Source organism: Mesorhizobium sp. 131-2-1, from assembly GCF_016756535.1.
In the GTDB taxonomy this organism is placed as follows: domain Bacteria; phylum Pseudomonadota; class Alphaproteobacteria; order Rhizobiales; family Rhizobiaceae; genus Mesorhizobium.
Genome location: NZ_AP023247.1, coordinates 388,491 through 413,169 on the forward strand (window position 1 = coordinate 388,491; position 24,679 = coordinate 413,169).

The following is a 24,679-nucleotide window of genomic DNA, read 5'->3' on the forward strand; positions in this document are numbered from 1 at the left end:
GCACGATCTTGTCCAAAGCCGGATCCTGGCTTTGGCGCATCATGCTCTAAGCCCCGAACGGGCGCAGCAGCGCCCGCGAAATAATATGTCGCTGAATCTCCGAAGTGCCTTCCCAGATGCGCTCGACGCGCGCGTCGCGCCAGATGCGCTCCAGCGGCAGGTCGTCCATCAGACCCATGCCGCCATGGATCTGGATCGCCTCATCGGCGACAAAGGCGAGCATTTCGGTGGCCTTCAGCTTTGCCATGGCCATGTCCTGGTCGGTGACGGTGCCCTGATCGTACTTCCACCCGGCTTCGAACACCATCAGGTCGGCGGCCTTCAGTTCGGTCGCCATGTCGGCGAGCTTGAACGACACGCCCTGGAATTTGCCGATCTGCTGGCCGAACTGCTGGCGCTGCGCGGCGTACTCGATGGCGTGGCCAAGCGCGCGCTCGGCGCGGCCGAGGCAGGTGGCGCCGACCTGCAGGCGGGTGGCGCCGAGCCAGGAGTTGGCAACCTCGAAGCCCTTGTGCACCTCGCCCAGGACCTGGCTGGCCGGCAGCCGGCATTCGTCGAATTCGAGGATGGCGTTGGTATAGCCGCGGTGCGAGACGTTGCGGTAGCCGTCGCGCACCGCAAAGCCCTTGGTGCCCTTGTCGACGAAGAAGGCGGTGATCTTCTTGCGCTTGCCGCGCGGCGAATCCTCTTCGCCGGAAGCCATGAAACAGATCGCGAAGTCGGCGATATCGGCATGGGAGATGAAATGCTTGGTGCCGTTCAGCACCCAGTCGTCGCCGTCCTGCACGGCGGTGGCCTTCATGCCCCGCAGGTCGGAGCCGGCGCCGGGCTCGGTCATCGCCAGGCAGTCCCACTTCTCGCCGCGGATGCAGGGGAAAAGATACTTCTCGCGCTGCTCCGGCGTGCCGGCGAGAAGGATGTTGGACGGGCGCGCAACGCAGGTCCAGTGCAGCGCGTAATTGGCGCGGCCAAGCTCCTTCTCGTAGAGCAGCCAGCTCACCGTATCGAGGCCCGCGCCACCGACATCGGCCGGCATGTTGGCGGCGTAGAGGCCGGCCTCGATCGCCTTGGCCTTGATTTCCTCGATCAGTTCACGGCGCAGCACGCCGGTGCGCTCCACCTCGCGCTCATGCGGGTAGAGCTCGTTCTCGACGAAGGCGCGCGTCGTCTCGACGATGAGTTTCTGCTCTTCCGAAAGACCGAAATCCATTGCGTCAGCCCTTCTTCTTGCTCTTCTTAGACTTTTCAGCCTTTGCCGGCTTAGCGGCCTTTTTCACCGGTTTGGCCGCCTTGGCCTTCTCGGCGGCCTTGGAGGCGGGCTTCTTCGCCGCCAGCTTGGCGAGCTGCTTGGTATAGTCCTTGTGCAAGGCGCCGGCGCCCCAGCCCTTGCCCTTGTTCTGCTTCGACAGCGCTTCCATGATCGCGACCAGATTGTCGTCGCGGATCTTTTCCAGCTCGCGGATCGACAGGCCGTGCGCCTGCTCGTCCGACTGGGTGGCGATGAGGTCGACCAACTCGTCGTTGAACTCCGGCACGTCCATCAGCTTGGTCCACGGCCATTTCAGGCAGGGGCCGAACTGCGCCATGAAGTGACGCATGCCGGCCTCGCCGCCGGCGACGCGGTAGACCTGGAACATGCCCATCTGCGCCCAGCGCAGACCGAAGGAATAGCGCATGATGTCGTCAAGTTCCTCGACGGTGCAAATGCCGTCCTTGACCAGCCACAGCGCCTCGCGCCAGGCCGCTTCGAGCAGGCGGTCGCCGACGAAGGCCTCGATCTCCTTGCGCACCACCACCGGCTTCATGCCGATCGAGGCGTAGAGCTCCTTGGCGACTTCGATCGCTTCCGGGAAGGTCTGCTCGCCGCCAACGATCTCAACCAGCGGCAGAAGATAGACCGGGTTGAACGGATGGCCGACGACCAGCCGCTCCGGATGCTTCTTCATCGCCACCTGCATGTCGGTCGGCTTGATGCCGGAGGTCGACGAACCGACGATGGCGTTGGCCGGCGCATGGGCGTCGATCTCGGCCAACACCCGGTGCTTGAGGTCGAGCCGCTCCGGCACGCTTTCCTGGATGAAATCGACGTCCGCAACCGCCTCGGCGATCGTCTTGGCGAAGGTCAGCTTGCCTTCCTTGGGCAGGCCGCCGGGCAGCATCTGCTTGTAGGCGCGGCGCGCGCCCTTCATCACCTCGCCGACCTTGCGCGAGGCCTCGGGATCCGGATCGAAGATCGACACGTCGATGCCGTTCAGGAGCAGGCGCGCCACCCAGCCGGCGCCGATGACACCGCCGCCGATGGCGGCTGCCTTGTTGATGATGCTCATGGTCAGGCTCCGGTTCTGGTCTTGGCTGTTTCGGGATCGGTGAGGGGCACGCGCTCGCCGGCGCGGATCACCGCCGGGTCGTAGGCCTTGCGGGCGAAGACTTCGAGCACGAACGGCCGGAAGAAATCGACCGGCAGCGTGTCGTAGTCGGGATCGAAGCTCGACTGGTCCCAGCGCTCGCAGAACTGGTCGCAATCGTCGAAATATGGATGGCCGGCGAAGCGGTCGCGGGCATGCTGGTTGCCGCCGAGGTGGTGGGCGTAATAGAGGCGCTGAAAATCGCCGTGCTTCTCCACCACCCAGGTGCACTGCTCGCGCACGAAGGGCTTCAGGATCGCGGCGGCATATTCGTCGTGATTGTAGGGCGCGTAGATGTCGCCGATGTCGTGCAGCAGGGCGCAGGCGATCCAGTCGGTGTCGGCGCCCTCGCGCCAGGCCCGCGTCGCTGCCTGCAGCGAATGGCCGAGCCGGGTGATCTTGTAGCCCGAGAGGCCCTCGTCGAGCTGTACCAGCGCGGTAAGCAGCCGCTCGCCGGTTTTCGCGGCATAGTCGATCTCGTGGGCCGTCAGGAATTCATAGTCTTCCTTGTCGCCATCCTTCATCGCGGTGAATTTGACGGTAGCCATCCCGGACCCCCCTCAGATCACGCGGCGATCGGCGCCCGCTTGGTGAGGTTGAGCTTCTTGCGCACTTCCTCGGGCCCGAGGATCCTGGCGCCGAGATTGGTGACGATGCTCGCGGCACGCTCGACGAGCTGCGCGTTGGTCGCCAGCACGCCCTTGTCCAGCCAGAGATTGTCTTCCAACCCGACGCGGACATTGCCGCCGGCCAGCACAGCGGCGGCGGCATAGGCCATCTGGTTGCGGCCGATCGCGAAGGCCGACCAGTTCCAGGTCGACGGCACGTTGTTGACCATGGCCATGAAGGTGTTGAGGTCGTCGGGCGCGCCCCACGGCACGCCCATGCAGAGCTGCACCAGCGCATCCGGCTTCAGCACCTGCTCCTCGACCAGCTGCTTGGCGAACCAGAGATGCCCGGTGTCGAAGGCCTCGATCTCAGGCTTGACGCCCAGCGCCGTCATCATGCCGCCCATGGCGCGCAGCATGCCGGGCGTGTTGGTCATGACATAGTCGGCCTCGGCGAAGTTCATCGTGCCGCAATCCAGCGTGCAGATCTCGGGCAGGCACTGGCGCACATGCTCCATGCGGTTGGTGGCGCCACCCATGTCGGTGCCTTTTTCATTGAGCGGCAGCGGCGCCTCCGGCGAGCCGAACACCATGTCGCCGCCCATGCCGGCGGTGAGGTTGAGCACCACGTCGACATTGGCCTCGCGGATACGCTCGGTCACCTCGCGGTAGAGATGGATGTCGCGCCTGGGCTTGCCGGTCTCGGGATCGCGGACATGGCAGTGGACGATTGCGGCACCCGCCTTGGCTGCGTCGATCGCCGAGTCGGCGATCTGCTTGGGCGAGCGCGGCACATGCGGGCTGCGGTCCTGCGAGCCGCCGGACCCGGTCACGGCACAGGTAATGAAGACCTCACGGTTCATCGCGAGCGGCATCGTCTCTCTCCCAATTCGATCAGGCCACAACATTGCCTGACTTGCCGGAAACTGTTTTACGTTTTACGAAGCGTGCATGATCAAAAGCGAAAAGCCGACGATCTTTCGCGCCGAGCGCTCGCCGCTCAAGGTGACGTTCCTGGTGTTCTCCGGCTCGTCGATCATGTGCGTGGCCTCGGCTGTCGACCCGCTGCGCGCCGCAAACCGCATCTCCGGCGAGACCCTGTTCGATTTCAAGCTGGTGTCGGTGACGGGCGAGGCGCCGGTCACCACTTGCGGCCTGCCGGTGGCGGTCAGCGGCCGCTTCGATGCGGCCGAGCCGACCGATGTCCTGGTCGTCGTCGCCGGCTTCGGCACGCAGAATTACGCCACGGCGGCGCTGCTTGCCGGCCTGCGAAGGGCAGCGCGTGCCGCCCGCGCCTGCGGCGGCGTCGAGGCGGGCACCTGGCTGGTGGCGCGGGCAGGCCTGCTCGAGGGGCGCAACGCCACCACGCACTGGGAGGACATGGAGGATTTTTCCGCCGCCTTCCCTGGCGTCGACGTGCGGCCGGACCGCTACGTCATCGACGGGCCGGTCTTCACCTCCGGCGGCGCCTCGCCGACCTTCGACCTGATGCTGCATCTGGTCCGCACCCGCCTCGGCATGGCCGTGGCGCTCGATGTGGCGAGCGTGTTCATCTACGATCAGGCGCGCGCCGCGACCGACGCGCAGCCGCTGGTCTCGCTCGGCCGGCTCGACGGCTACGACCCAAGGCTGGCGCAGGCGATCCGGCTGATGGAGGCGCATGTCGACCAGCCGCTGACCATCGATGCGGTGGCAAAGCGCGCCGGCGTGACGGCGCGGACGCTGGAAAGCATTTTCCGCAAGTCAATCGGCGAGACGCCCGGCGCCTATTATCTGAGGCTGCGCCTCAGCGCCGCCCGGCGCCTGGTGGTCGATACGCGCATCGCCATGGCGGACATTGCCGGGCGGACGGGGTTTTCCTCCGCCGCGGCATTTTCCAGAGCTTTTTCGAGGGCATTCGGCGAAGCGCCGGTGAGGCTCCGCCGGGGATAGGTTACGCGGCGGTCTGCCGGGTGCTGGCGCCGTCGATCTCGGAGCGCATCTGCTTTGCAATATGGGTCTCGAAGCGGCTGGCGACCGCGCGATCCCATTCGGTCGCGCCGCGCGAACCGGCCTTGCCATGCGGCAGCGCCATCAGCCGGTCGATGATCGAGCCAGCCTCGCCAGATGAGAGCAGGGCGTCGATTTCGCGTTCGTGCTGCATATCGTTTCGCCTCCTTCTTCCTGATTCCCGCCATGAGCCACACTATAGGAAATCCGTGACGGCTGTTTGAAGGCAAGAGAGAGGCGATTGAGGGGCGGCGCGGGGCAAAACCTTGTCGTCGGTTTCTGCCCCGCGCAAAGCCGTTTTATCTTAGCGGCTGCTTGAGTTAGGGCGGCGCCCGCCGTCACACATAGCGGTTGACGATGTTTTCCAGCAGTTCCTGCCGGCCGGAGCGCGGCTGCGGCTCGATCTTCTTCTTGACCACCCGTTCAGCGATCTCCTCCAGCGTACGCTTGCCGGACAGCATCGCCTTGCCTTCGGCGGTGTTCCAGCCGGCATAGCGCTCGGCCAGCGGGCCCGAAAGCGCCTTGTCCTCGATCATCTTCGCCGCCGCCTTGAGGCCGCGCGCGCAGGCATCCATGCCGCCGATATGGCCGATCAAAAGGTCCTGCGGGTCGAGCGACTGGCGCCGCAGCTTGGCATCGAAATTGGTGCCGCCGGTCTTGAAGCCGCCGCCCTGCAGCACCTGGTAGTAGGCAAGCGCCATTTCCGGCACGTTGTTGGGGAACTGGTCGGTGTCCCAGCCAGATTGGTAGTCGTTGCGGTTCATGTCGATCGAACCGAAGACGCCGAGTGCATTAGCGAGCGCCAGTTCGTGCTCGAAGGAATGGCCGGCAAGGATCGCGTGGCCCTGCTCGATGTTGAGCTTGACCTCCTTCTCCAGGCCGAAGCGCTTGAGGAAGCCGTAAACGGTCGCGACGTCGTAGTCGTACTGGTGCTTTGTCGGCTCCTGCGGCTTCGGCTCGATCAGGATCGTGCCCTTGAAACCGATCTTGTGCTTGTAGTCGACGACCAGGCTGAGGAAGCGGCCGGCCTGCTCCTGCTCGCGGCCAAGGTCGGTGTTGAGCAGCGTCTCATAGCCTTCGCGGCCGCCCCACAGAACGTAGTTCTCGCCCTTCAGCCGCTTGGTGACGTCGATGCAGCTCTTCACCGTCGCCGCCGCATAGGCGAACACATCCGGATCGGGATTGGTGGCCGCGCCCGACATGAAGCGGCGGTGCGAGAACAGGTTCGCCGTGCCCCAGAGCAGCTTGACGCCGGTCTTTTTCATCTTGGCCGCAAAATAGTCGGCGATCTCGTCGAGGCGCGCGGCGCTCTCGGAAAAATCCTTGCCTTCGGGGCGGACGTCGGCGTCGTGGAAGCAGAAATAGGGCGCACCGAGCAGCGAGAACATCTCGAAGGCGACGTCGGCCTTGAGCTTGGCCAGTTCCATTGTGTCGATGCCGCCGGCCTTGGGGAACCAGGGGCGGTCGAAGGTCTGGCCGCCGAAGGGATCGCCGCCCTGCCAGGCGAAGGAATGCCAGTAGGCGACGGCGAAGCGCAGATGGTCCTCCAGCCGCTTGCCGGCCACCACCTCGTCCGGGTTGTAGAACCGGTAGGCCAGCGGATTGGTCGAATCCGGCCCTTCATACTTGATCTTCTGGATGTCGCCGAAAAATCCGCTGCTCATGGCTTCCTTCCTCTCCGAGATGTTCGGCCCGATTACCTCAGGCGTAATTGGTTTCACTCTTTGGCGGGGCGAAAAGGGTCATGTCGAAACGATCAAACCAAGGAACACGACAATGACCGACCTCAACACCATTGCCCGCAACTACATCATCGCCTGGAACGAGGGCGACGCGACCCGCCGCAAGGCGCTGCTCGAAGCGGCCTTCACCAGCGACGTCAGCTACCGCGACCCGGTGATGCAGGGCGACAGCCACGAAGGCATCGCGGCGCTCATCGAAGGCGTGCAGCAGCGCTTCGCCGGCTTCCGCTTCTCGCTCAAGGGCCAGCCGGACGGGTTTGCCGACCGCATCCGCTTCTCGTGGAATCTCGGCCCGGAAGGCACGGAGTCGGTCATCGAAGGCACCGACATCGGCGTCATCGAGAACGGCCGCCTGAAGAGCGTCACCGGCTTCCTCGACAAGGTGCCGGCGCAGTGAGGCTTTGCTGTTGAGGTGGGCGCCAGGCACCCCCCTCTGGCCTGCCGGCCATCTCCCCCTCAAGGGGGGAGATTGGCTGGCTTTTCCGCCTTCGCCAATCACTGACCTTGCAAGACTGGCATAGCCGTCGACGCTGCTGATCTCCCCCCTTGAGGGGGAGATGCCCGGCAGGGCAGAGGGGGGTGCCTCGCGCATGCTCACGCGGTTACAGCCCTGATCGCCGGATAGAGTGCGCGATAGCGTTGATAGGCATCGGCAAACGCCCCACCCAATCCGGCATCCGGCTCGATCGTGGCGTCGGTGGCCGGCGCGGTGCAGACGGCAAGCGGATCGGCGCCCGTCGCGGCGATCAGGCCGAGCCGGGCCGCGCCGAAGGCGGCGCCGAAATCGCCGTCGGCCGGGATGTCGACCGGCACCTGCAAGGCGGTGGCGATCGCCTTCAGCCAGTAGCGCGAGCGCGAGCCACCGCCGATCGCCGTCACCCGGGTCAGCGTCGTGCCGGCCGTCTTCAGCGCTTCGAGACTGTCGCGGAAGGCGAAGGCGACGCCTTCGAGCACCGCTTGGGTCAGCACGGCGCGACTCGATTCATGCGCCAACCCGGTGAACGAGCCACGAATGGCGGAATCATTGTGCGGCGTGCGTTCGCCGGAGAGATAGGGCAGGAAGGTGACGCCGCTCGGCGCCATGAGCGTGTCGCCGAGCTCGGCGGTCAGCTCTCCGGCGCTTTTCCCGGTGATTTCGCACAGCCAGTTGAGCGAATCTGTAGCCGACAGGATGACGCCCATCTGGTGCCAGGTATCGGGGAGCGCATGGCAGAAAGTGTGCACGGCGCTTTGCGGATTGGGCAGGTAGGAGGCGTTGGCGGCAAACAGCACGCCCGACGTGCCGAGCGAGACGAAAGCGTGGCCGGCGCCGACCGTGCCCATGCCGCAAGCCGAGGCCGCATTGTCGCCGGCGCCGCCGGCGACCGGGATGCCGGCCTGGATTCCCCATTTTGAGGCGAGCCCCCCGCGCAAGGCGCCGGCTTTCGCGGTGCCTTCGACCAGCGACGGCATGTGCTTTTCATCGAGCGATGTCGCCGCCAGCAATTCCGAGGACCAGCGCCTCTGGCCGACGTCGAGCCAGGACGTTCCGGCCGAATCCGACATTTCCGAAATGTGCTCGCCGGTCAGCCAGAGCCGCAGATAGTCCTTGGGCAAGAGCACCTTGGCCACATTGGCGAAGAGTGCCGGCTCGTTGTTCTTCACCCAGGCGAGCTTGGGCGCGGTGAAGCCGGGGAAAACGATGTTGCCGGTCAGCTTGCGGAAACGCGGATCTGCGTCGAGCGCGGCCGCCTCGACATGGCTGCGTGTGTCGTTCCACAGGATGCAGGGCCGCAGCACCTGATCGCCGGCATCAAGCAGGGTGGCGCCGTGCATCTGGCCGGAAAGGCCGATGCCCTTGACCGCCGCGAGCTCTTTGGGATGCGCAGCCTTGAGCTCGGAAATCGCCGCCACGCAAGCCTCGATCCAATGCGCGGGGGCCTGCTCGGACCAGCCCGGATGCGGCCGCGACACATCGAGCGAACCGTGGCCAGAACCGATGACTGTCTGCCCGGCATCGATCAACAGCGCCTTGACGCCCGACGTGCCCAGATCGAGGCCGAGATACATGATATCCTCCCAATGCCATTAATTTTTTCGGATCTCGAAAAAATCTGGCTTGGCCAGTTCTTATGCCAAGATCCGCCTCGGGTCAATTCTCTGACAAATCGGCGGCGCGCCGCGAGAACAGCGCAGACAATGGGCTGTCCGGCCGCGCCAGGGCGCGTTCCGCCGTCAGCGCCCGCGCAAGCGCGCCATCGCCGGCGCGCAACGCCGCCTCGATCAGCGTCAGGTCGATGACATCGCGCTGCGCGTGGCTGCCGCCGAAGCGGTGGGCGATCGACCGGATGGGCCGGATCAAGCGAACTGTCTCGGCGTACTTGGCCTCGCCAAAGGCCTTAATGGCGAGCGTGAGTGGATGGCCAACATCACGTGTGAAGGCGACATTGTCGTCGTTGCCGCGCATCGCCTCGCGCTGCGCCTCCAGCAAGGTCCTGGCCGGCGCCTCCAACCCAGCGCCGACGAAGGCCATCATCGCATGGGCGTCGTTGAAGGCATAGTTGCCGGCGCCAGCCTTTGGCGCCCAATTGGCAGCGAGGGCGGCCCAGCGATCGCCGACATCGACGCCGCCGAGATGCAGCCGCCACAGGATCGCCGAGGCGTCGACCATGTTGAGAGCCAGCATCGAGCGCGCCCCGTAGATCGGCCCGTCATAGAGCGCCAGGACTTCCTCGGTCTCGCCGAGATCGTAGTGGAACAGCGCCAGATGCCACCAATTGTGAACCTTGAGGAAACTGTCTTTCGCCCACGCGTCCGGGTTGGCGCGCATCCAGGCGATGCCGTCCTTTTGCCGGCTCTGCATTTCCATGACATGCGCGACCGCGTGCTGCGCCCAGCCATCGCGCGGCTCGATCTCGATCGCGCTCCGGCCGAAGCTCTCGGCACGCGCATAGTCGCCCATCTCCTCGAGACCGAAGGCCTGCATGCCGAGAATGGCGTGGTAGCCCGGCATGCCGCTTCGCCAGGATGGCAGCGCGCGACCGATGCGATCGCGCAGCATGCGTGCATTGCCGGTGAAGAAATCGATCTGGTGGCCGGCCTGCAGGGCCACCGCATCGAGCGGAAAATCGATGGCGATATCTTCGAGCAGGCGCGAGGCGTCGTGCCAACGGCCCGCGGCGAGATGGCCGAGCGCCGCGACATGCGCCTGCTCGCGCGCCGTCGCCGCAAGCGGCAGCGCCGCTTCGTGACAGGCCCTGGCCACCGCCGTCGCCTCGGGCTCGGTGGCAAGGGCAAAGAGATAGCCCTTGAAGACATGGGCCATGACGAAGCCGGGATCCTCGGCGATGGCGCCGTCGATGGTTGCGACCGGATCGCCGATAAAACATTGCAGCTCGCGGACAGCCCTCGCATAGGGCGAAAACCCCGCCTCCGTCGCGCCGGAAAATGTCAGGCCGAATGCGTCCTTCAGCGCCATTGAGTGCCCTTCGATGCTACCGTCCTGATCGAACAACAGGCGAGTGCCGGGATTACACCGCTCGGCTGGACCCGCCTCAATTCCCCGAGCGCATCGCCATGGTGGCGATGCCGGCGCCGACCAGCAGCGTGCCGCCGGTGCGATTGAAGATGCGGATCGCCTTCGGGTTGCGCACGACGTTGCGGGCGCGGGCCGCGATCAGCGCGTAGCCGAAGGCATTGGCGAAGGCGAGCGCCAGGAAGGTCATCTCGAAAACCAGCATCTGCGTCCAGAAATCGGCGTGCCGGTCGAGGAACTGCGGCAGGAAGGCGACGAAGAAGGTGATGCTCTTCGGGTTGAGCGCGGTGACCAGCCAGGCATGCGCCATCATCTTGGCGGCGGACACCGCGTCGGTGCGCGGCTCGGCCTTCAGCGCGCCGCCGGCCCGGAACAGTTTGATGCCGAGATAGATCAGATAGCAGGCGCCGATCGCCTTGAGCACGGTGAACACGGTGGCTGATGCCGCAAGCAGGGCGCCGATGCCCAGCATCGACAGCGTCATGGCGGTGAAGTCGCCGAGCGCCACGCCGACCGCCATTGGCAGCGCGGTGCGCCAGCCCTGGCCGAGCGCATAGGACACGACGAGAAGGATCGTCGGGCCGGGGATGACGAGAAGGATGGCGGAGGCGGCGGCAAAGGCAGCCCAGTTTTCGAAGGACATTTCCTCACTCCTTGAGCGCAAAGAACAGGATAAATCCTTGGGTCAGCCGGAATGTAAAGAGGCATTTTCGTATTGCGCGGCGGGCCTTCTCGCCCTGGGGGGCAGCCTTAAGACCAAAGTCGGACCCTTCACGCTTTTTCAACCATGATTCGTGAAAATGCCCTCCATCGGCCGGACCGTGCTTCCCGCCGAACAGCGTAAGGTTTGGGTGCATGCGTGAGTTGCCGCAAAGTCTGACGCCGCCGTCGAACGGCGACGCGATCGAAACCGAAAATCTCATCTCGCGCCGTTCGGTGCTGACAGGCGCCGGCGCCATGGCGCTCATCGGCATGGCCGGCTGCAGCACCCAGACGCTCGAACTGCCGCAGTTGCAGCTCGACGATGTCACCACCGGCTCGCTGCGGCCGATCCGCCCGGCGATCAGCGTCGACAAGAACATCACCGGCCCCGACGTCATGTATGCGTCGCTGACCGATGGCGGCTTCGAGGTGCCGGCGGTGCCGTATCTGAAGGTCAAGCCGGAGTTCCGCCGCCAGATCGTCGTCGACAAGACCGGCGAGGCGCCCGGCACCATCGTGGTGCATCTGCAGGAGCGCATGCTCTATCTCGTGCAGCCCGGCGGCGACGCCATCCGCTACGGTGTCGGCATCGGCAAGGACGGCTTCCGCTGGTCGGGCCGCGCCAACATCCAGTACGGCAAGGAATGGCCGGTCTGGACCCCGCCGCCGGAAATGATCGCCCGCAAGCCGGAGCTGGTAAAGTGGCAGGGCGGCCAGCCCGGCGGGCTCACCAACCCGCTCGGCGCGCGGGCGCTCTACATCTTTCAGAACGGCAAGGACACCGGCTACCGCATCCACGGCTCGCCCGAATGGTGGAGCATCGGCCAGGCGATGTCGTCTGGCTGCGTGCGGCTGATCAACCAGGACATCATCGACCTCTACAGCCGCGTGTCGAAGAAGAACCCGGTCGTCGTGGTCTGATCCCGCGGCCGCTGCCGGCGGCCGCTTTGGCGACTTGTCCAAGTGCGGTCTTTTCTCCCGTTGCGTGATGCCGCAAGACAGGCGAAGGTGCCCTGAAAACCATCGCCCCGGGAGAGACCAAGCATGGCCGGAACTTTCGTCATCGCGCAGGGTGGCGGCCCCACCGCCGTCATCAACCAGACCGTCGTCGGCGCCGCACTGGAGATCCGCAAGCGCCATCCCGGCGCCCGTGTGCTGGGCTCGATCCACGGCGTGCGCGGCATTCGCGACGGCAACTATGCCGACCTCTCCGCCATCCCCGAGGAGCAGCTCAGGCTGATCGCGGCGACGCCGAGTGCGGCGCTGGGCTCGACCCGCGACAAGCCCGATGCCGCCTATTGCGAGGTGATCCTCAACGGGCTGAAGAAGATCGGCGCCGACGCCTTTATCTACATCGGCGGCAACGACACGTCGGGCACGCAGCAGATCCTGACCGACGCCGCCGGCGGCAGCATTGCTTTCGTGCACGCGCCGAAGACCATCGACAACGACCTCGAGGAGAACGACCACACGCCGGGCTTCATCTCGGCGGCCGAGTTCGTCGCCGGCGCCTTCCTCTCGGTCGACCTCGATTTCCGCGCCCTGCCCGGCATCTATGTCGGCATTGTCATGGGCCGGCATGCCGGCTTCCTGACAGCGGCAGCCGCCGCCTGGCAGCTCGATCCGGACAGCGGCCCGCATCTGGTCTACGTGCCGGAGCGCGCCTTCTCGGCGAAACGGTTCATCGACGATGTGCGCGCCACGCTCGACCGCCACAAGCGCTGCATCGTCGCCGTCTCCGAAGGAGTCAGCACCGCCGACGGCAAGGCGCTGGTCGAAAGCCTGGTGCCGCCGGAGAAGCTGGAGCGCGACGCCCATGGCAACGTCAAGCTGTCGGGCAGCGACCTGACGGCCGCGCTGGAACGCGCGCTGGCCGAAGGCCTGCCGGGCAAGCGGGCGCGGGTCGACGCGCTGGGCTACATGCCGCGCGGCTATATCGGCGCGATCAATGCCGTCGACGCCAAAGAGGCCTTCGACGCCGGCGCCTTTGCCGTCGAGGTCGCCGGGCAGGGCGGCGGCTCGGTGGCGCTGCAATATGACGGCACCAAAACCGTGCTGAAGAAGGTGCCGCTGAAGAATGTCGCCGGCAAGACGCGCCACATGCCCGACGATTTCATGAAGCCGGACGTCAACCAGCTCTCGGAAGCCGGCATGGCCTATCTGAAGCGGCTGGTGCCGGAAAAATACAAGGTCGGAAAGCCCTTCGTCTGATGGGCGACCTTGTGGTCGGTGACTGGTTCGGCAAGGCTGTTGTCGATGCCAGAACGACGATGCTGACCGAGCCGTACGTGCATGATTTCGTGCGCGCCAACATCTGGCATTTCAAAGGCCGCGACGCCGACCTTCTGGTCGACACCGGCATGGGCATCTGCCCGCTGGCGCCGGAAATCGACACGCCTGCCGGCAAGCCGCTGATCGTCGTCGCCACGCATATCCATCTCGACCATGTCGGCTCGCTGCATGAATTCCCGCTGCGGGCCGGACCGAAGATGAGCGCGGCGCAATTCGAGAACATGGATGAGGCCGTCACCTACGCCTACATGTTCCACAATCTCGACGGCGCCGTTTCCAGGCTGCCCGCGCCAGACTGGAAGGCGGCCGACTACCGCATTCCACCGGCGCCGCTGACGCGAACGCTGGCCGAGGGCGACATCGTCGATCTCGGCGACCGGCAGTTCCGCGTCCTGCATCTGCCGGGACATTCGCCCGATTCGATCGCGCTGATCGACGAGGCCGATGGTCTGCTCTTCGCCGGCGATGCCGTCTATGACGGCATGCTGATCGACGACCTGCCGGATTCCGACCGCGCCGCCTATTGCCGCACCATGCAGCGCCTGCTCGATCTCCCGATGCGCATTGGCCATGGCGGCCACGGACCGAGCTTCGACGGCGCACGGATGCGCGAGATCGCCTCGGCCTATCTGCGCCGGAGAGAGCGGTCCGTCAGCAGTCGCTGATATTAAATCTTCGTAAGGTCGCGGCAAAACCCTAATTCGGGCCGATCCACGCCCTAGATGCAGGCTGTCGGTCCGGCCGGCTGCCATGCACGGCGAGACAGGCAGTCCCGGCCGCCGACACGCTGAATGGCGGGTTTCCCAAGAGGAAATGGCAACGGCGCCGGATCAACTCTCGCCCGGACAGAACGACCATGTCACCCTCAAGCATTCTTCGTAGACATCGCGTCGCGGCCCTGCTGGGCGCTGCGCTGATCATCTCTCCCTTCGTCGTGTCCTTCGCCCAAAGCGCAAGCAGCCCTGGCGTGAGCAACGTCGTGGCGACGACCCAGACCCCCGTTGCCGGAATAACAGCCCCGAACGGCTCGTTCGCGCCGATCGTGGCCGCCGACAAGCCGGCGGTGGTGACCGTCACCACCGTCATGAAGGCGCAGCCGGAAGCGATGGGCGAGGACCAGCCCTTCGACGGCGGCTCACCCTTCGACGACTATTTCCGCCAGTTCTTCGGCGACCAGGGCGTGCCGATGCCCAAGACGCCGCCGCAGCAGGCTCAACGCGCCGAGGCGCTGGGGTCCGGATTCATCGTCGGCGCCGACGGCACCATCGTCACCAACAACCACGTCATCGACGGCGCGACCTCGATCAAGGTGACGCTCGACGACGGCACCGAGCTTCCCGCCAAGCTGGTCGGGCGCGACGCCAAGAACGACCTCGCCGTGCTCAAGGTCAAGGCCCCCAAGCCGCTGCCGATGGTCAAATGGGGCGATTCCGACAAGCTGATGCCGGGTGACCAGATCCTGGCCTTCGGCAACCCGTTCGGGATCGGCACCACGGTTACCGCCGGCATCGTCTCGGCGCGCGGCCGCGACCTCAACAGCGGTCCGTTCGACGATTTCATCCAGATCGACGCGCCGATCAACCACGGCAATTCAGGCGGCCCGCTGGTCGATGTCGGCGGCAATGTCGTCGGCATCAACACCGCCATCTATTCGCCCAATGGCGGCAGCGTCGGCGTCGGCTTCGCCATTCCGTCCGACCAGGCGCAAAAGGTGGTCGCCAAGCTGATGAAGGGCGGCGACATCGAGTACGGCTATCTCGGCGTGCAGATCCAGCCGGTGACGCAGGACGTGGCGAGCGCCATGGGCCTCGACCACCCCGGCGGCGCGCTTGTCGCCGCGGTCACCGAAGGGTCGCCCGCGGCCAAGGCCGGCATTGTGACCGGCGATGTCATCACCGGCTTTGCCGGCCAGGAGATCAAGGATCCCAAGGACCTGTCGCGCGCCGTCGCCGATGTCTCGCCCGGCGCCAGGGAAACGCTCGACGTCTGGCGCAACGGCAAGACCGTGCAGATATCCGCCGATGTCGGCCGCAACACGGAAGAGGTCAAGACCGCGTCCAACAACGAGGGCGGCAAGCCGTCGGCGGGGCAGGCCCTGCGCGTGCCGTCGCTAGGCCTTGGCCTCACCGACATCACGCCCGATGCCCGCGAGGAGCTGAACCTGGCCGACAATCAGCGCGGCGCCCTGGTCGAGCGCGTCAACCCGGACAAGGCGGCTTCGGCCTCTGGCATCGAGCCTGGCGATGTCATCGTCGCCGTCGACCGGACGCCGGTGAAGAGCGCCAGGCAGGCCAACCAGGCGATCGCCGAGGCCGGCAAGTCCGGCCGCAAGTCGGTGCTGCTGCTCGTCGACCGTGGTGACGCCCAGATCTTCGTCGCTGTGCCTTTCGCCGCCGGCTGAGGCGTGCCGCCGGCGACAGGCGCGCTGCCCGTCGCCGGCAAGTTTTCTGTTGCCCGCCGGGCCATCTTCGAGAACATTGCGCTGGGCCGCAAACGGCCCCTACGCAAAGGGACGTGCTGATGGTCACCCGCGGTTTCTCTTCCGGCCGGCATCCGCCCACGGACAATGACGCACGCATTCCGCCCGGCCAGTATCTCGAGCAGGGCTTTCCCGTGCTGTCGGCCGGGCCGACGCCGCGCCTGCGCACCGAGGACTGGTCGTTCACCCTCAAGCACGGCCCTCGCCCGATCAAGAAATGGAACTGGACCGAGTTCAACGCGCTGCCGCTGACCAGGATGACGCGCGACATCCATTGCGTGACCGCCTGGACCAAGTTCGACACGGCCTGGCAGGGCGTGCTGGTCGATGACATCCTCGCCGATGCCGGCATCGCGCCACCGACAGCTTTTACGCTGGCGCTGTCCTTCGACGGCTACACCACCAATGTGCCGGCCAAGGACCTCCTCGACGGCAGGGCGATGGTGGCGCTGCTCTATGAGGGCAAGCCGATCACGCCCGACCATGGCGGACCGGCGCGGCTTTTGGTGCCGCATCTCTATTTCTGGAAGTCGGCGAAATGGCTGAACGGGCTGCAGTTCACCGAGCGCGACGAGCCGGGCTTCTGGGAGTTGCGCGGCTATCATATCTATGGCGATCCGTGGCGCGAGCAGCGCTATACGGGCGATCCATGAGCGAGGCATCGGCCGCGCAGTCGCCGTGGCAGACGGCGCGGATCACGCGCATCGAAAAGCGCACGCCACGCGTCACCTCCTTCTTCTTCAAGCTGTCGCGGCCTTTCACCCACCAGGCCGGGCAGCATGTCGACGTCAGGCTGACGGCGCCGGACGGCTATCAGGCGCGCCGCTCCTACTCCATCGCCTCGGCGCCGGAGAGCGCCGGGACGATCGAGCTGGCGATCGAGAAGCTCGAGGATGGCGAGGTGTCGCCCTTCTTCCACGAGGTTGCGGCAGTCGGCGACGAGATCGAGCTGCGCGGGCCGCTCGGCGGCCATTTCATCTGGTCGGCCAGCGATGGCGGGCCGATCCTGCTGGTCGGCGGCGGCTCCGGCGTGGTGCCGTTGATGGCGATGGTGCGTCACCGCACCTTGCGGAAATCGGCCGCGCCGGTCGCTCTGGTGTTTTCGGCGCGGGTCTGGGACGAGGTGATCTTTCGCGACGAGTTGATCGGCCTCGACGACCGGCGCGACGGCTTCGACCTGGTGCTGACGCTGACGCGCGAGCCTGCCCAGAGGGCCTCGGACTATTCCAGGCGCATCGACGCCGCGATGATGGTGCAGGCCACGGAGCGGTTGCCCAAGCCACCGACGCTGGCCTTCGTCTGCGGCTCGAATGCCTTCGTCTCGGCCGCCGCCCAGGCGCTGATCGATGCCGACGTGCCGGCCGGTCTGATCCGCACCGAACGCTACGGCGTTTGAGCAGGCGGCGAGGACGTCGTCATCGGGAAACCGGCGAGAACTTTGCCGAAACGAGCTGGAAGGGCAGCGCGCCATAGGTGGCGACGGTCGTCTCGTCGTCCCAGGTGCGGAACTGGCGCGACGGCCGCGCCTCGATCACCAGCGTATGCCCCGCCGTCCGGTCGAGCGTCACCTTGCCGCGAAAGCGCAGCACCCGCTCGCCGCCGGCGCGGCTGATCGCCAGCGAGCGCAAGCGAGCGACATGCAGGCCATCGCCGTTGATCTCCATCTCGATACGGCGGCGCACCGGTGGAACGGCGATCCGGACCGTCACCTCCAGCATCATCTCGCCGCCCGGGTCCGGACAGGCGATTGCCTGCGACAGCACGAAAGGCGACGGCTTCGTCTTCGCCCTGCCCGCCACCCGCCTGCCGCGCCAGACGACATCCGGTTCCGCTTGCCGCAACCGCCCGCTCTTGCGTTTCAGCCGCAACTGCTTGGCAAAGCCGCGCGACAGCCAGGCGAGCCCGCCGAAATCGGTGCGCGGCTTGGCCTGCAGCACCGAGGACAGGCGCGACAGGCCGGCGCGGTCGCCCAAGCCGACCGTGCTCGCCAGCACCGCCTCCGGCACCGGAATGCCGATCTCCAGCGCGAGATAGGAGAGCGCCACCGCGGCGGCGACGGCAAGGCCGCGCCTGGCGACGACGTCGAGGAACGCATCCCAGTCGGCGTCGCCGCCGTGGATGGCCACCGCGCAGTCGACCAGCCAGTCGCTGTGGGTGTGGGCATCGAGCCCGCCATGCGCGATGGCGAGCGCGATGCGATCGGCCGGCGACGGCACGAAGACGCCGACGCCGCTGAATTCCGCGGGGATCGCCCGCCGCCAGATCGCCAGATCGTCCTCGGCGCTTTGCTGCGAACCGTCATAGGCGAGCTGATGCAGGTCGATGTCGCCGAAATTGCCCTTGAAGAAATTCATCGAGCGCAGCGATGCCAGCCTGGTCCTGAGATAGGCCGGACTGACGCCGCTGGCGATCTGCCAGTCGCGGTCGCGCAGCACGTCGAAGGCAATTTGCATATGCTGAGGGCGCACCAATATGTCGATATCATGCGCCACGCGGCCGCGCTGCGCGGCGGCATTGACGGCGATGCGGCTGGCGCCCTTGATCAGCATGCCCGGCGCGCCCGCCTCCACCATCGCCTGCAGCGCCGGTTCGGCCTCGCGCATGGCCAAGCGCGATTTGGTCCACAGCATCTTCTGCAGGCCGACAAGACGCGGATAGGCGGGATGGGCGGCGAGCTTGCGGCCGAAGCGGTCGGAAATCGCGGCGAGCAGCCGGTGCTCCCGGAAGGAGACGAGGTCGATGTCGTTCTCGTCCAGCCAGCGCGCCGCGTGCCGGCTGGCCGCGTCCTCGTCAGGCAAAAGCGCCGCCTTGAGCAGCTGGTCGAGCTTGCCCGTGGGCCAGGACCAGCCGTAATCGGGAAAGCGGCGGCCGATGGCGCGGATCTTCGCCATCAGCCGGAACCCGGCTTGTTCCGCGCACGGCGCAGCATGGCCGCCCGGGCCACCTCCAGATAGCCGCGATCGCGGGCCGCGTCGCGCCCATAGGACAGGCTGCCGGGCCTGATGCGCCTGAGCGCCAGCACCTCGTCCAGCATGTCGAGGACGAAGCCCGCTTCGCGCACCCTCGCGATCCAGTCGATCATCTCCCCGCGGCCACCCGGCGGATCGACGACAGGCCCGACGATGTCTGCGACCTCACGGCGGATCATCATCGTCGAGCGCGACCAGCCAGGCGTCGCGGCCGCATCGGGCAGATCGGGCCGGTCATGGCGGAAATTGCGCAGATGCGTGAAAACGCCCGCTGTGCGCGGAGATCGTTCAAGATGCGCGAGCTGCGCCTCGATCTTGGTCGGCAGCCACAAATCGTCGGCATCGAGTGTCGCTATAAGCGGCGTCGACAGCGCGCCCATGCCCCTGGTCGTCGCGCTGCCGGGGCCGGCGTTGTCCTGGCGCAGCAGCCTGACCGGGATGTCCGCAACGGCGATCGCCGCCTCGAGATCGTCGGTCGAGCCGTCATCGACGACCACGATGGCGTCGGCACCGATCGTCTGGGCTGCCACCGACCGCAAGGTATCGGCGATTGTGGCGGCCGCGTTGAAGGCCGGAATGACGACGCCGTAGCTGCCCATCACATGAACCGCCAATCCGCGAGATCCTTGACCTCAAAGATCTTGTCGATCGCACACAGCGATGGGTCGGCCCGGCGCCGCTTCATCGATTTGTGGAGCGCGCGCATGAACTCGCGACGGGGAATATCCGGCGCCTTGGTCATGTTGCCGGCGTGACGCCTGTAGTAGAGCCCCACCGTATCGGGCATGACGTAGTTCGGGCCGCTCTCGAAGGTGCGCAGCAGGTAGTCGGTGTCCTCGGCCTGGCTGAAATCGGTGTCGAAATCACCGATCCGATCGACAAGCCGGCGCGTGAATATTCCAGCCGACAGATGAACGCCACGCACGGTCACGCAATGGCTGTCGGCCGCCGGCTCCAGTGTCTCGTCGTCCAGGTGGTCGGCCAGCGTCATCAGCGAATAGGCCAGGTCGAGACCGGGGTCGGTTTCGAAAAGCGCCAGATCGTCCTTGAAGCGACCGGCCGGCGAGATGTCGTCCGAATCGAGGAAGGAGACAAAGCCAGTCTCCGGCAGGAGCTGCCGGAGGCCGGCGTTGCGCGCCTTGGTGACGCCCATATTGGCCTGCTGGAAAAGGCGGATGCAGGATGCTTCGCTCATCATCGAGCGCACCACCTCAACCGAGCCGTCGATCGAGCCGTCGTCGATGACGATGATGTCGAGATCGGCACCGTCGCGCTGCCTGAGCAGCGAGCGCAGCGCAGCGCCGACATAGGCCTCGCGGTTGTAGACCGGCATGATCACGCTCAGCTTCATGCTGAGCCTCGCGTGAGAAACCCGGAAACCGTGGCGGCGATTTCCTCCGGCCGCGTCCCCAGCGCCAGACGATAGCATGGCAAGTGGCGGGTAAGGTCGCTGAAAAAGCGAAAGCCTCCCTCGCGCTCGCCAGGCATCTGCGCGATGCCGGACGGCGCCAACGCAATCATGGCGTCCTTGCGCGACAAGGGCATGACCGAGCTTGTCCCACCACCGCCGATATGTGGCACCACAAGCGCGACGATGTCCAGACTTGCAGGCAGCGGCCGGGGCGCGACGTCATCGATGTGGAACGGATGCTTGCCCTGCCAGTTCAGCGGACCATAGGACTTCAACCGCTGCCTGAGCCCGAGCCGTTCGAAACCCTCGGGATCCTGCTTGAGGGTGGAAAACAGCGGATAGGCCCTTATCCCCTCATCGGTCCTGTCGATCAGCACATAGTCGTCGCCGACGCTGTCCAGGCCGTTGAGCAGGCCGGCGACAACGGTTCCCGATTTTCCCGCTCCGCCGGCGCCGGCAAGCAGGATGCCCTTGCCGCCGATGCCCAGCGTGCCGGCATGCGCAAGCCGCATGCCGCGCGCCGCATAGTCCCAGTGCAGGAAGGCGCGCAACGGCGCGCCAGGTTCCCATGGCGGGAAGCCGTCGGCGGAGCGCATCAGTTGCGCGCCGACGCGGCGCTCGGGGTCGTAGACCTGCCAGAAGTCGAGGTCGTGGAAGTAGGAGCCGCGCAGCCCGGCATCGGCAAGCCGGGAGGCAAAGGCGTGCGGGGCGAATTGCGCCTCGCCCCATTTCGCCGGAGCGGCGATGCCGTCGATGCCCGGATGGGCAATGAAGATGCGGCACTGACCCGATGCCTGCCGATCGCCGCCGGCCGGAACAAGGCCACGGCCGATGGCATCCGCGAAGGGACCGGGCGTGAGATGCACAGCCATGTCCAAGCGGGGCAAACGGACGTCCCGCGTGACGGAATAGCCGGCGGCCGCACCCTCGGCCATGGCCAGAACCTGGCGGGCATAGTCCGGCAAGGTTTCCAGGGTGATATGCGACATGGCCTGTTCCCGCGTACCGTCGCGCATGCGATCGGCCGCCCCGGGGCGTCTCACAATGCCTGCTTGACCGCGGGCCAGCCCAAGGGTTCCTCGACCTCATGGATCGGATCGACCATGATGAGATCTGCAAGATCGTCGTGGACATCGACCTTCAGGGGCTCGCGAGACGCTGCAAGCTCGGCCAGCAGCCCGCCCGGCAGCGGCTGCGCCGGCGCATCCGGGGCCGCCGCCAGCAGGCCGAAATCGATGAGTTGCGCGATGAAGCTTTCGAGCTCGGCCAATCCTATCGTCGCCGTTCCCGCGGACAGTCCGACCAGGGCCGGGGCCGCTACGCCCGACGACAGCGCCTGCCAGATCCGGCTGCCCGTATCGGAGAAACCGAAATATTTGCCGCTCGCGAGGTCGAGCACGACGGCTTCGCCGTCGAAGGATTCAAAAACGATATCCTTGTTCGCAACAGCGTAGACATCGGCTGCCCGCATTGTTCTTGCCCCAGTTCATGGCTCACGCAACCGCCGCAGCCGCGGGCGCTCTACCCCCAAGGAACGCCTGTAAAGACTCGGTTCCAGCTTGGCAAGACGACGGATATGGCGAGACGCCCGCCATTTTGGGGGTTTATGCGGCGGATCAGGCCTCGATTTCCAGCGCCGTCATCGGCCTCGAGCAACAGGCGAGGATGAAGCCGTCGTCGATCTCGTGATCGAGGATGCCGCCATTGTGGCTCATCTCGACCTCGCCTGAAACCTTCTTCACCTTGCAGGTGCCGCACAGGCCGAATTCGCAGGCCGCCGGTATCCTGACGCCGGAAGCGCGCGCCGTCTGCAGCACGGTCTGCCCGGCGATGCAGTCGGCATCGACATCGGAAAGCGAAAAACGAACCGGCGTCGCGGCCTCGACGGGTATCTCGATGCCGCCGTCGGCCGGCAGCGCGAACGGCGCCGATACTTCCTCCACCGCAGGCGCGGCAAAGCTTTCCTGGTGGTATTTGGCCATGTCGAAGCCGGCGGCCTCCAGCATCTGCCGCACGGCGCGCATAAACGGGTCGGGGCCGCAGCAGAAGATTTCCCGCTCGCGGAAGTCAGGTGCCAGAAGCGGAAGCCTTATGGCGTCGATGCGACCCATATGGCCGAACCAGCCTTCGCGGCTGGAGCGTTCCTCGATCATGAAGCCGAGCGACAGGCCGGGCATGCGGCTGCCCAGCAATTCCAGTTCCTTGCGGAAGATGATCTCTTCCGCCCTGCGCGCGCAGTTGACGAAGCCGACATCGGTCCATGGCGCGCAGTCGTTCAGCCAGCGCAGCATCGACATCATCGGCGTGACCCCGGAGCCGGCCGAGATGAACAGGTATTTGGCCGCCGGATGGCTGTGCAGCGAGAAATCGCCGGCCGGGCCGTAGGCCTTCACATGGGCGCCGGGCTTGAGATTGTCGAACATCCAGCGCGTGCCGATGCTGCCGGCCTGCGCCTTCACCGTCACCGCGATCGAGAACGGCCGCGACGGCGACGACGACAGCGTGTAGGTGCGCATCAGCGGACCGTCGGCGGTCGGCAGTTCCAGCGTCACGAACTGGCCCGGCTTGTAGCGGAACCAGGTCTGGTTGTCGGAGCGGAAGGTGAAGGTCTTGACGTCCGGCGCCTCGTCGCTGACGCCGATCACCTCCAGCACCTGCAGCCGATCGTTCCACGGCGCCATCTCGTCGAGGTGGCGATAGAGGCCGAGATCGGTCATCGCGTTCATCCCCTTACCTTTCTTGTCTTGCGCATCTCGCTACCCCAAAACCGCCGAACACTTTTGGGCGCCATGCGCTAGGCGACGCTGCGCAGCGCCGGTCGACCACCTTCAGCAAGGCGCGGGCCGATGAAGGCGGCGTACCATTCGACGAACTGGATGACGCCGCCCTCGTGCAGCTCCGAATAGGGGCCGGGCTCATAGGCCGGCGACAGGATGCCGTGCGCGTTTTCCTCGACGATGCGGCGATCCTGGTCGTTGGTCTCGGTCCAGACATGGGTGAGTTCGGCGAGATCGTAGTCGACGCCTTCCACCGCATCCTTGTGCACCAGCCATTTCGTCGTCACCGCGGTTTCGGTGGCGCTGATCGGCAGCACGCGGAAGGTGACGGCGTGATCGATCAGGATATGGTTCCAGGTCGTCGGATAGTGGTAATGCATCAGCGTGCCGATGCGGTCCGCGGCGACACTGTCGGAGAGGTTCTTCCTCACCGCGCGCTTGCCGTTCATCGTGTAGCTGATGGCATCGCGCAGCAGCGGGGCGCGGGTGGCGCGGTATTGCCCGGCGGGGTCGATGCGGAACTTGCTCGGCAGGCCGGCCGCCTCGCATTTCGCCCAGTGCGCCAGCATCTCGGGATCGCTGTCGGCGCCCTGCACGCCCGTCACGGTCGGGGCTTCAGGGAAGGTCTTGCAGAGCTCCGGATGATTGCCGGCGCAGTGGTAGCACTCGCGGTTGTTCTCCCAGACCAGCTTCCAGTTGCCCTTCTCGACAATGGTCGATTCGAAGGCGACTTTCGCCTCGCTCAACCTGTGCGGCAGGAGATAGGGTTCGATCATGGCGCGCATCGGCGCGAAATCGGCCGGCTCCTTCGCCAGGCAGATGAAGATGTAGCCGCCGACGCTTTCGCAGGCGACCGGCTTCAGGCCGAACTGGCTCTTGTCGAAACCGTCCGCCATCTGGCGGGCGAACAGCAGCCTGCCGTCGAGCTCGTAGGTCCATTGATGGTAGGGGCAGACGAGCTTCGCCGCCGTGCCCTTCTCGGCGTTGCAGACGCGGCTGCCGCGATGGCGGCAGGAATTGTGGAAGGCATTGACCCTGCCCTGCTGGTCGCGGACAAGGACCACCGGATAATCGCCGACCTGCGCGGTGATGTAGCTGCCCGGCTTCGGCAATTCGCAATCGTGGCCGATGAACAGCCAGTCGCGGTACCAGATCAACTCCATGTCGAGCTTGAAGTAATCCGGGTCGGTGTAGAAAGGCTGTTCGAGCGAAAAGCCCGGCCTGCGGTTGTGCAGGTGCCTCAGCATGTCGTTGCGCGCATCCATGTCCTGTCCCTCGCGTCGGTCGCATCAAGGACTGAACTGGTGGTGATGGAGAGGAACGGCGGCCGCCGGCAGGGCCGGGCACGCGCCATCCGCCTCTTGACCGCCCACCGCGATCAGTCGAGTCAAAGAATCTCGGGCTGGTTTCCGGGCTTTGGAGTGCCCTGACGGGCGGTCGCGGCACCTTCCCAGGCTAGATGGCCCAGTGGTCTCCCGTCGCGACTTGAACTCCACCACCGTTGCGGGGGCAGCGCCGGAATTCGACCGGCTTCCCAATTCTCCGTCCCGTCGTCACGGGGCGGCACCTGAGATGACCTGATCTAATCACGACGGCCGGCGAACCGTCGGTACGAAAACGACATCGCATCGATGCGGGCGCGACACGGCTTTCGGCTTCGCGGCACTCCAGCGCACCGAATTTCCGTGCTCGGGGCAATCCGAATCGCGCACTGGAAACGCCCTCGTATCGACCTCCAGCCGGCTCTGAACTGGTTACCAGTATCGAAAAGTGACTATTAGGAGATTCTAA

Annotated in this window: 24 protein-coding genes and 1 riboswitch; of the genes, 8 read left to right on the forward strand and 16 right to left on the reverse strand. The window is 65.9% G+C overall.

Annotated elements, in window-relative coordinates:
• Positions 1-46: 46 nt before the first annotated feature.
• From JG743_RS01775 to JG743_RS01790, 4 genes are read right to left on the reverse strand one after another with little or no spacing between them, the layout of a single operon-like run.
• Positions 47-1,210, reverse strand: coding sequence for an acyl-CoA dehydrogenase family protein (locus JG743_RS01775; protein ID WP_202297563.1), 1,164 nt, complete (start codon positions 1,208-1,210; stop codon positions 47-49).
• A gap of 4 nt (positions 1,211-1,214) precedes the next feature.
• Entirely contained in the window at positions 1,215-2,327 is a 1,113-nt protein-coding gene (locus JG743_RS01780) for a carnitine 3-dehydrogenase (RefSeq protein ID WP_202297565.1), read from the reverse strand.
• A gap of 2 nt (positions 2,328-2,329) precedes the next feature.
• The gene (locus JG743_RS01785; RefSeq protein ID WP_202297568.1) at positions 2,330-2,953 is read right to left on the reverse strand and encodes an HD domain-containing protein; all 624 of its coding nucleotides are present in this window, start codon (positions 2,951-2,953) and stop codon (positions 2,330-2,332) included.
• Between the two features lie 17 nt (positions 2,954-2,970).
• Complete coding sequence (locus tag JG743_RS01790; protein WP_202297571.1) at positions 2,971-3,888, reverse strand: 3-keto-5-aminohexanoate cleavage protein; 918 nt, start codon at positions 3,886-3,888, stop codon at positions 2,971-2,973.
• Positions 3,889-3,964: 76 nt separating this feature from the next.
• On the opposite strand from JG743_RS01790, the gene JG743_RS01795 reads away from it, so the two are divergent.
• Positions 3,965-4,945 carry a GlxA family transcriptional regulator gene (locus JG743_RS01795; protein WP_202297573.1) on the forward strand — a complete coding sequence of 327 codons (981 nt, stop codon included), beginning with the start codon at positions 3,965-3,967 and terminating at the stop codon, positions 4,943-4,945.
• 1 nt (position 4,946) lies between these two features.
• On the opposite strand, the gene JG743_RS01800 is transcribed toward JG743_RS01795, so the two are convergent.
• Together JG743_RS01800 and xylA are read right to left on the reverse strand one after the other, a co-directional pair.
• Positions 4,947-5,156 (reverse strand): hypothetical protein, encoded by a 210-nt coding sequence (locus JG743_RS01800; RefSeq protein ID WP_202297575.1) that lies wholly within the window; start codon positions 5,154-5,156, stop codon positions 4,947-4,949.
• Positions 5,157-5,340: 184 nt separating this feature from the next.
• Complete coding sequence (xylA, locus tag JG743_RS01805) at positions 5,341-6,666, reverse strand: xylose isomerase (RefSeq protein ID WP_202297584.1); 1,326 nt, start codon at positions 6,664-6,666, stop codon at positions 5,341-5,343.
• Between the two features lie 112 nt (positions 6,667-6,778).
• On the opposite strand from xylA, the gene JG743_RS01810 reads away from it, so the two are divergent.
• Positions 6,779-7,141 (forward strand): nuclear transport factor 2 family protein, encoded by a 363-nt coding sequence (locus JG743_RS01810; protein WP_202297586.1) that lies wholly within the window; start codon positions 6,779-6,781, stop codon positions 7,139-7,141.
• A 197-nt stretch (positions 7,142-7,338) separates the two neighbouring features.
• On the opposite strand, the gene xylB is transcribed toward JG743_RS01810, so the two are convergent.
• From xylB to JG743_RS01825, 3 genes are all read right to left on the reverse strand, one after another.
• Positions 7,339-8,793, reverse strand: a complete 1,455-nt coding sequence (xylB, locus tag JG743_RS01815; protein ID WP_202297588.1) for a xylulokinase — start codon at positions 8,791-8,793, stop codon at positions 7,339-7,341.
• A gap of 82 nt (positions 8,794-8,875) precedes the next feature.
• On the reverse strand, positions 8,876-10,201 hold the full coding sequence (locus JG743_RS01820) for a tetratricopeptide repeat protein (RefSeq protein ID WP_202297591.1): 1,326 nt from the start codon (positions 10,199-10,201) through the stop codon (positions 8,876-8,878).
• A 76-nt stretch (positions 10,202-10,277) separates the two neighbouring features.
• Positions 10,278-10,901 carry a LysE family translocator gene (locus tag JG743_RS01825; RefSeq protein ID WP_202297593.1) on the reverse strand — a complete coding sequence of 208 codons (624 nt, stop codon included), beginning with the start codon at positions 10,899-10,901 and terminating at the stop codon, positions 10,278-10,280.
• 212 nt (positions 10,902-11,113) lie between these two features.
• On the opposite strand from JG743_RS01825, the gene JG743_RS01830 reads away from it, so the two are divergent.
• The 6 genes from JG743_RS01830 to JG743_RS01855 all read left to right on the forward strand — a co-directional run bounded on the left by JG743_RS01830 (position 11,114) and on the right by JG743_RS01855 (position 17,127).
• The gene (locus JG743_RS01830) at positions 11,114-11,881 is read left to right on the forward strand and encodes a L,D-transpeptidase (RefSeq protein WP_202297596.1); all 768 of its coding nucleotides are present in this window, start codon (positions 11,114-11,116) and stop codon (positions 11,879-11,881) included.
• 123 nt (positions 11,882-12,004) lie between these two features.
• A complete protein-coding gene (locus JG743_RS01835; RefSeq protein ID WP_202297598.1) occupies positions 12,005-13,171 on the forward strand; it encodes a diphosphate--fructose-6-phosphate 1-phosphotransferase in 1,167 nt (388 codons plus the stop codon).
• The gene (locus tag JG743_RS01840) at positions 13,171-13,917 is read left to right on the forward strand and encodes an MBL fold metallo-hydrolase (RefSeq protein ID WP_202297600.1); all 747 of its coding nucleotides are present in this window, start codon (positions 13,171-13,173) and stop codon (positions 13,915-13,917) included. The genes JG743_RS01835 and JG743_RS01840 overlap by 1 nt, the downstream gene beginning before the upstream one ends.
• Before the next feature lie 191 nt (positions 13,918-14,108).
• Positions 14,109-15,653 carry a DegQ family serine endoprotease gene (locus JG743_RS01845; protein ID WP_202297609.1) on the forward strand — a complete coding sequence of 515 codons (1,545 nt, stop codon included), beginning with the start codon at positions 14,109-14,111 and terminating at the stop codon, positions 15,651-15,653.
• A 119-nt stretch (positions 15,654-15,772) separates the two neighbouring features.
• Positions 15,773-16,384 carry a molybdopterin-dependent oxidoreductase gene (locus JG743_RS01850; protein WP_202297611.1) on the forward strand — a complete coding sequence of 204 codons (612 nt, stop codon included), beginning with the start codon at positions 15,773-15,775 and terminating at the stop codon, positions 16,382-16,384.
• Positions 16,381-17,127, forward strand: a complete 747-nt coding sequence (locus JG743_RS01855) for a ferredoxin reductase (protein WP_202297613.1) — start codon at positions 16,381-16,383, stop codon at positions 17,125-17,127. The genes JG743_RS01850 and JG743_RS01855 overlap by 4 nt, the downstream gene beginning before the upstream one ends.
• 19 nt (positions 17,128-17,146) lie before the next feature.
• On the opposite strand, the gene JG743_RS01860 is transcribed toward JG743_RS01855, so the two are convergent.
• The 7 genes from JG743_RS01860 to JG743_RS01890 all read right to left on the reverse strand — a co-directional run bounded on the left by JG743_RS01860 (position 17,147) and on the right by JG743_RS01890 (position 24,153).
• Positions 17,147-18,622, reverse strand: a complete 1,476-nt coding sequence (locus JG743_RS01860; protein WP_202297615.1) for a nucleotidyltransferase family protein — start codon at positions 18,620-18,622, stop codon at positions 17,147-17,149.
• Positions 18,622-19,314: a glycosyltransferase family 2 protein gene (locus tag JG743_RS01865; RefSeq protein WP_244673043.1), complete on the reverse strand. Its 693-nt coding sequence runs from the start codon at positions 19,312-19,314 to the stop codon at positions 18,622-18,624. Before JG743_RS01865 ends, JG743_RS01860 begins: the two co-directional genes overlap by 1 nt.
• Positions 19,299-20,051, reverse strand: coding sequence for a glycosyltransferase family 2 protein (locus JG743_RS01870; protein WP_202297617.1), 753 nt, complete (start codon positions 20,049-20,051; stop codon positions 19,299-19,301). The genes JG743_RS01865 and JG743_RS01870 overlap by 16 nt, the downstream gene beginning before the upstream one ends.
• Positions 20,048-21,100, reverse strand: coding sequence for a serine kinase (locus JG743_RS01875; RefSeq protein ID WP_202297619.1), 1,053 nt, complete (start codon positions 21,098-21,100; stop codon positions 20,048-20,050). Before JG743_RS01875 ends, JG743_RS01870 begins: the two co-directional genes overlap by 4 nt.
• A gap of 50 nt (positions 21,101-21,150) precedes the next feature.
• Positions 21,151-21,510, reverse strand: a complete 360-nt coding sequence (locus JG743_RS01880) for a PqqD family protein (protein WP_244673044.1) — start codon at positions 21,508-21,510, stop codon at positions 21,151-21,153.
• 217 nt (positions 21,511-21,727) lie between these two features.
• Positions 21,728-22,828, reverse strand: coding sequence for a hybrid-cluster NAD(P)-dependent oxidoreductase (locus JG743_RS01885; protein WP_202302381.1), 1,101 nt, complete (start codon positions 22,826-22,828; stop codon positions 21,728-21,730).
• A 77-nt stretch (positions 22,829-22,905) separates the two neighbouring features.
• Positions 22,906-24,153: an aromatic ring-hydroxylating oxygenase subunit alpha gene (locus JG743_RS01890; protein ID WP_202297623.1), complete on the reverse strand. Its 1,248-nt coding sequence runs from the start codon at positions 24,151-24,153 to the stop codon at positions 22,906-22,908.
• Positions 24,154-24,271: 118 nt separating this feature from the next.
• Positions 24,272-24,474: riboswitch (cobalamin riboswitch) on the reverse strand.
• Between the last annotated feature and the right edge of the window lie 205 nt (positions 24,475-24,679).

Bases quoted from the DNA above. Each gene is read 5' to 3' on its own strand.
- JG743_RS01890 (WP_202297623.1), bottom strand. From the start codon at position 24,153: ATGGATGCGCGCAACGACATGCTGAGGCACCTGCACAACCGCAGGCCG.
- JG743_RS01785 (WP_202297568.1), bottom strand. From the start codon at position 2,953: ATGGCTACCGTCAAATTCACCGCGATGAAGGATGGCGACAAGGAAGAC.
- JG743_RS01780 (WP_202297565.1), bottom strand. From the start codon at position 2,327: ATGAGCATCATCAACAAGGCAGCCGCCATCGGCGGCGGTGTCATCGGC.
- JG743_RS01800 (WP_202297575.1), bottom strand. From the start codon at position 5,156: ATGCAGCACGAACGCGAAATCGACGCCCTGCTCTCATCTGGCGAGGCT.
- JG743_RS01830 (WP_202297596.1), top strand. From the start codon at position 11,114: ATGCGTGAGTTGCCGCAAAGTCTGACGCCGCCGTCGAACGGCGACGCG.
- JG743_RS01855 (WP_202297613.1), top strand. From the start codon at position 16,381: ATGAGCGAGGCATCGGCCGCGCAGTCGCCGTGGCAGACGGCGCGGATC.
- JG743_RS01820 (WP_202297591.1), bottom strand. From the start codon at position 10,201: ATGGCGCTGAAGGACGCATTCGGCCTGACATTTTCCGGCGCGACGGAG.
- JG743_RS01835 (WP_202297598.1), top strand. From the start codon at position 12,005: ATGGCCGGAACTTTCGTCATCGCGCAGGGTGGCGGCCCCACCGCCGTC.
- JG743_RS01875 (WP_202297619.1), bottom strand. From the start codon at position 21,100: ATGTCGCATATCACCCTGGAAACCTTGCCGGACTATGCCCGCCAGGTT.
- JG743_RS01810 (WP_202297586.1), top strand. From the start codon at position 6,779: ATGACCGACCTCAACACCATTGCCCGCAACTACATCATCGCCTGGAAC.
- JG743_RS01825 (WP_202297593.1), bottom strand. From the start codon at position 10,901: ATGTCCTTCGAAAACTGGGCTGCCTTTGCCGCCGCCTCCGCCATCCTT.
- xylB (WP_202297588.1), bottom strand. From the start codon at position 8,793: ATGTATCTCGGCCTCGATCTGGGCACGTCGGGCGTCAAGGCGCTGTTG.
- JG743_RS01795 (WP_202297573.1), top strand. From the start codon at position 3,965: ATGATCAAAAGCGAAAAGCCGACGATCTTTCGCGCCGAGCGCTCGCCG.
- JG743_RS01790 (WP_202297571.1), bottom strand. From the start codon at position 3,888: ATGCCGCTCGCGATGAACCGTGAGGTCTTCATTACCTGTGCCGTGACC.
- JG743_RS01840 (WP_202297600.1), top strand. From the start codon at position 13,171: ATGGGCGACCTTGTGGTCGGTGACTGGTTCGGCAAGGCTGTTGTCGAT.
- xylA (WP_202297584.1), bottom strand. From the start codon at position 6,666: ATGAGCAGCGGATTTTTCGGCGACATCCAGAAGATCAAGTATGAAGGG.
- JG743_RS01860 (WP_202297615.1), bottom strand. From the start codon at position 18,622: ATGGCGAAGATCCGCGCCATCGGCCGCCGCTTTCCCGATTACGGCTGG.
- JG743_RS01845 (WP_202297609.1), top strand. From the start codon at position 14,109: ATGTCACCCTCAAGCATTCTTCGTAGACATCGCGTCGCGGCCCTGCTG.
- JG743_RS01850 (WP_202297611.1), top strand. From the start codon at position 15,773: ATGGTCACCCGCGGTTTCTCTTCCGGCCGGCATCCGCCCACGGACAAT.
- JG743_RS01870 (WP_202297617.1), bottom strand. From the start codon at position 20,051: ATGAAGCTGAGCGTGATCATGCCGGTCTACAACCGCGAGGCCTATGTC.
- JG743_RS01775 (WP_202297563.1), bottom strand. From the start codon at position 1,210: ATGGATTTCGGTCTTTCGGAAGAGCAGAAACTCATCGTCGAGACGACG.
- JG743_RS01885 (WP_202302381.1), bottom strand. From the start codon at position 22,828: ATGACCGATCTCGGCCTCTATCGCCACCTCGACGAGATGGCGCCGTGG.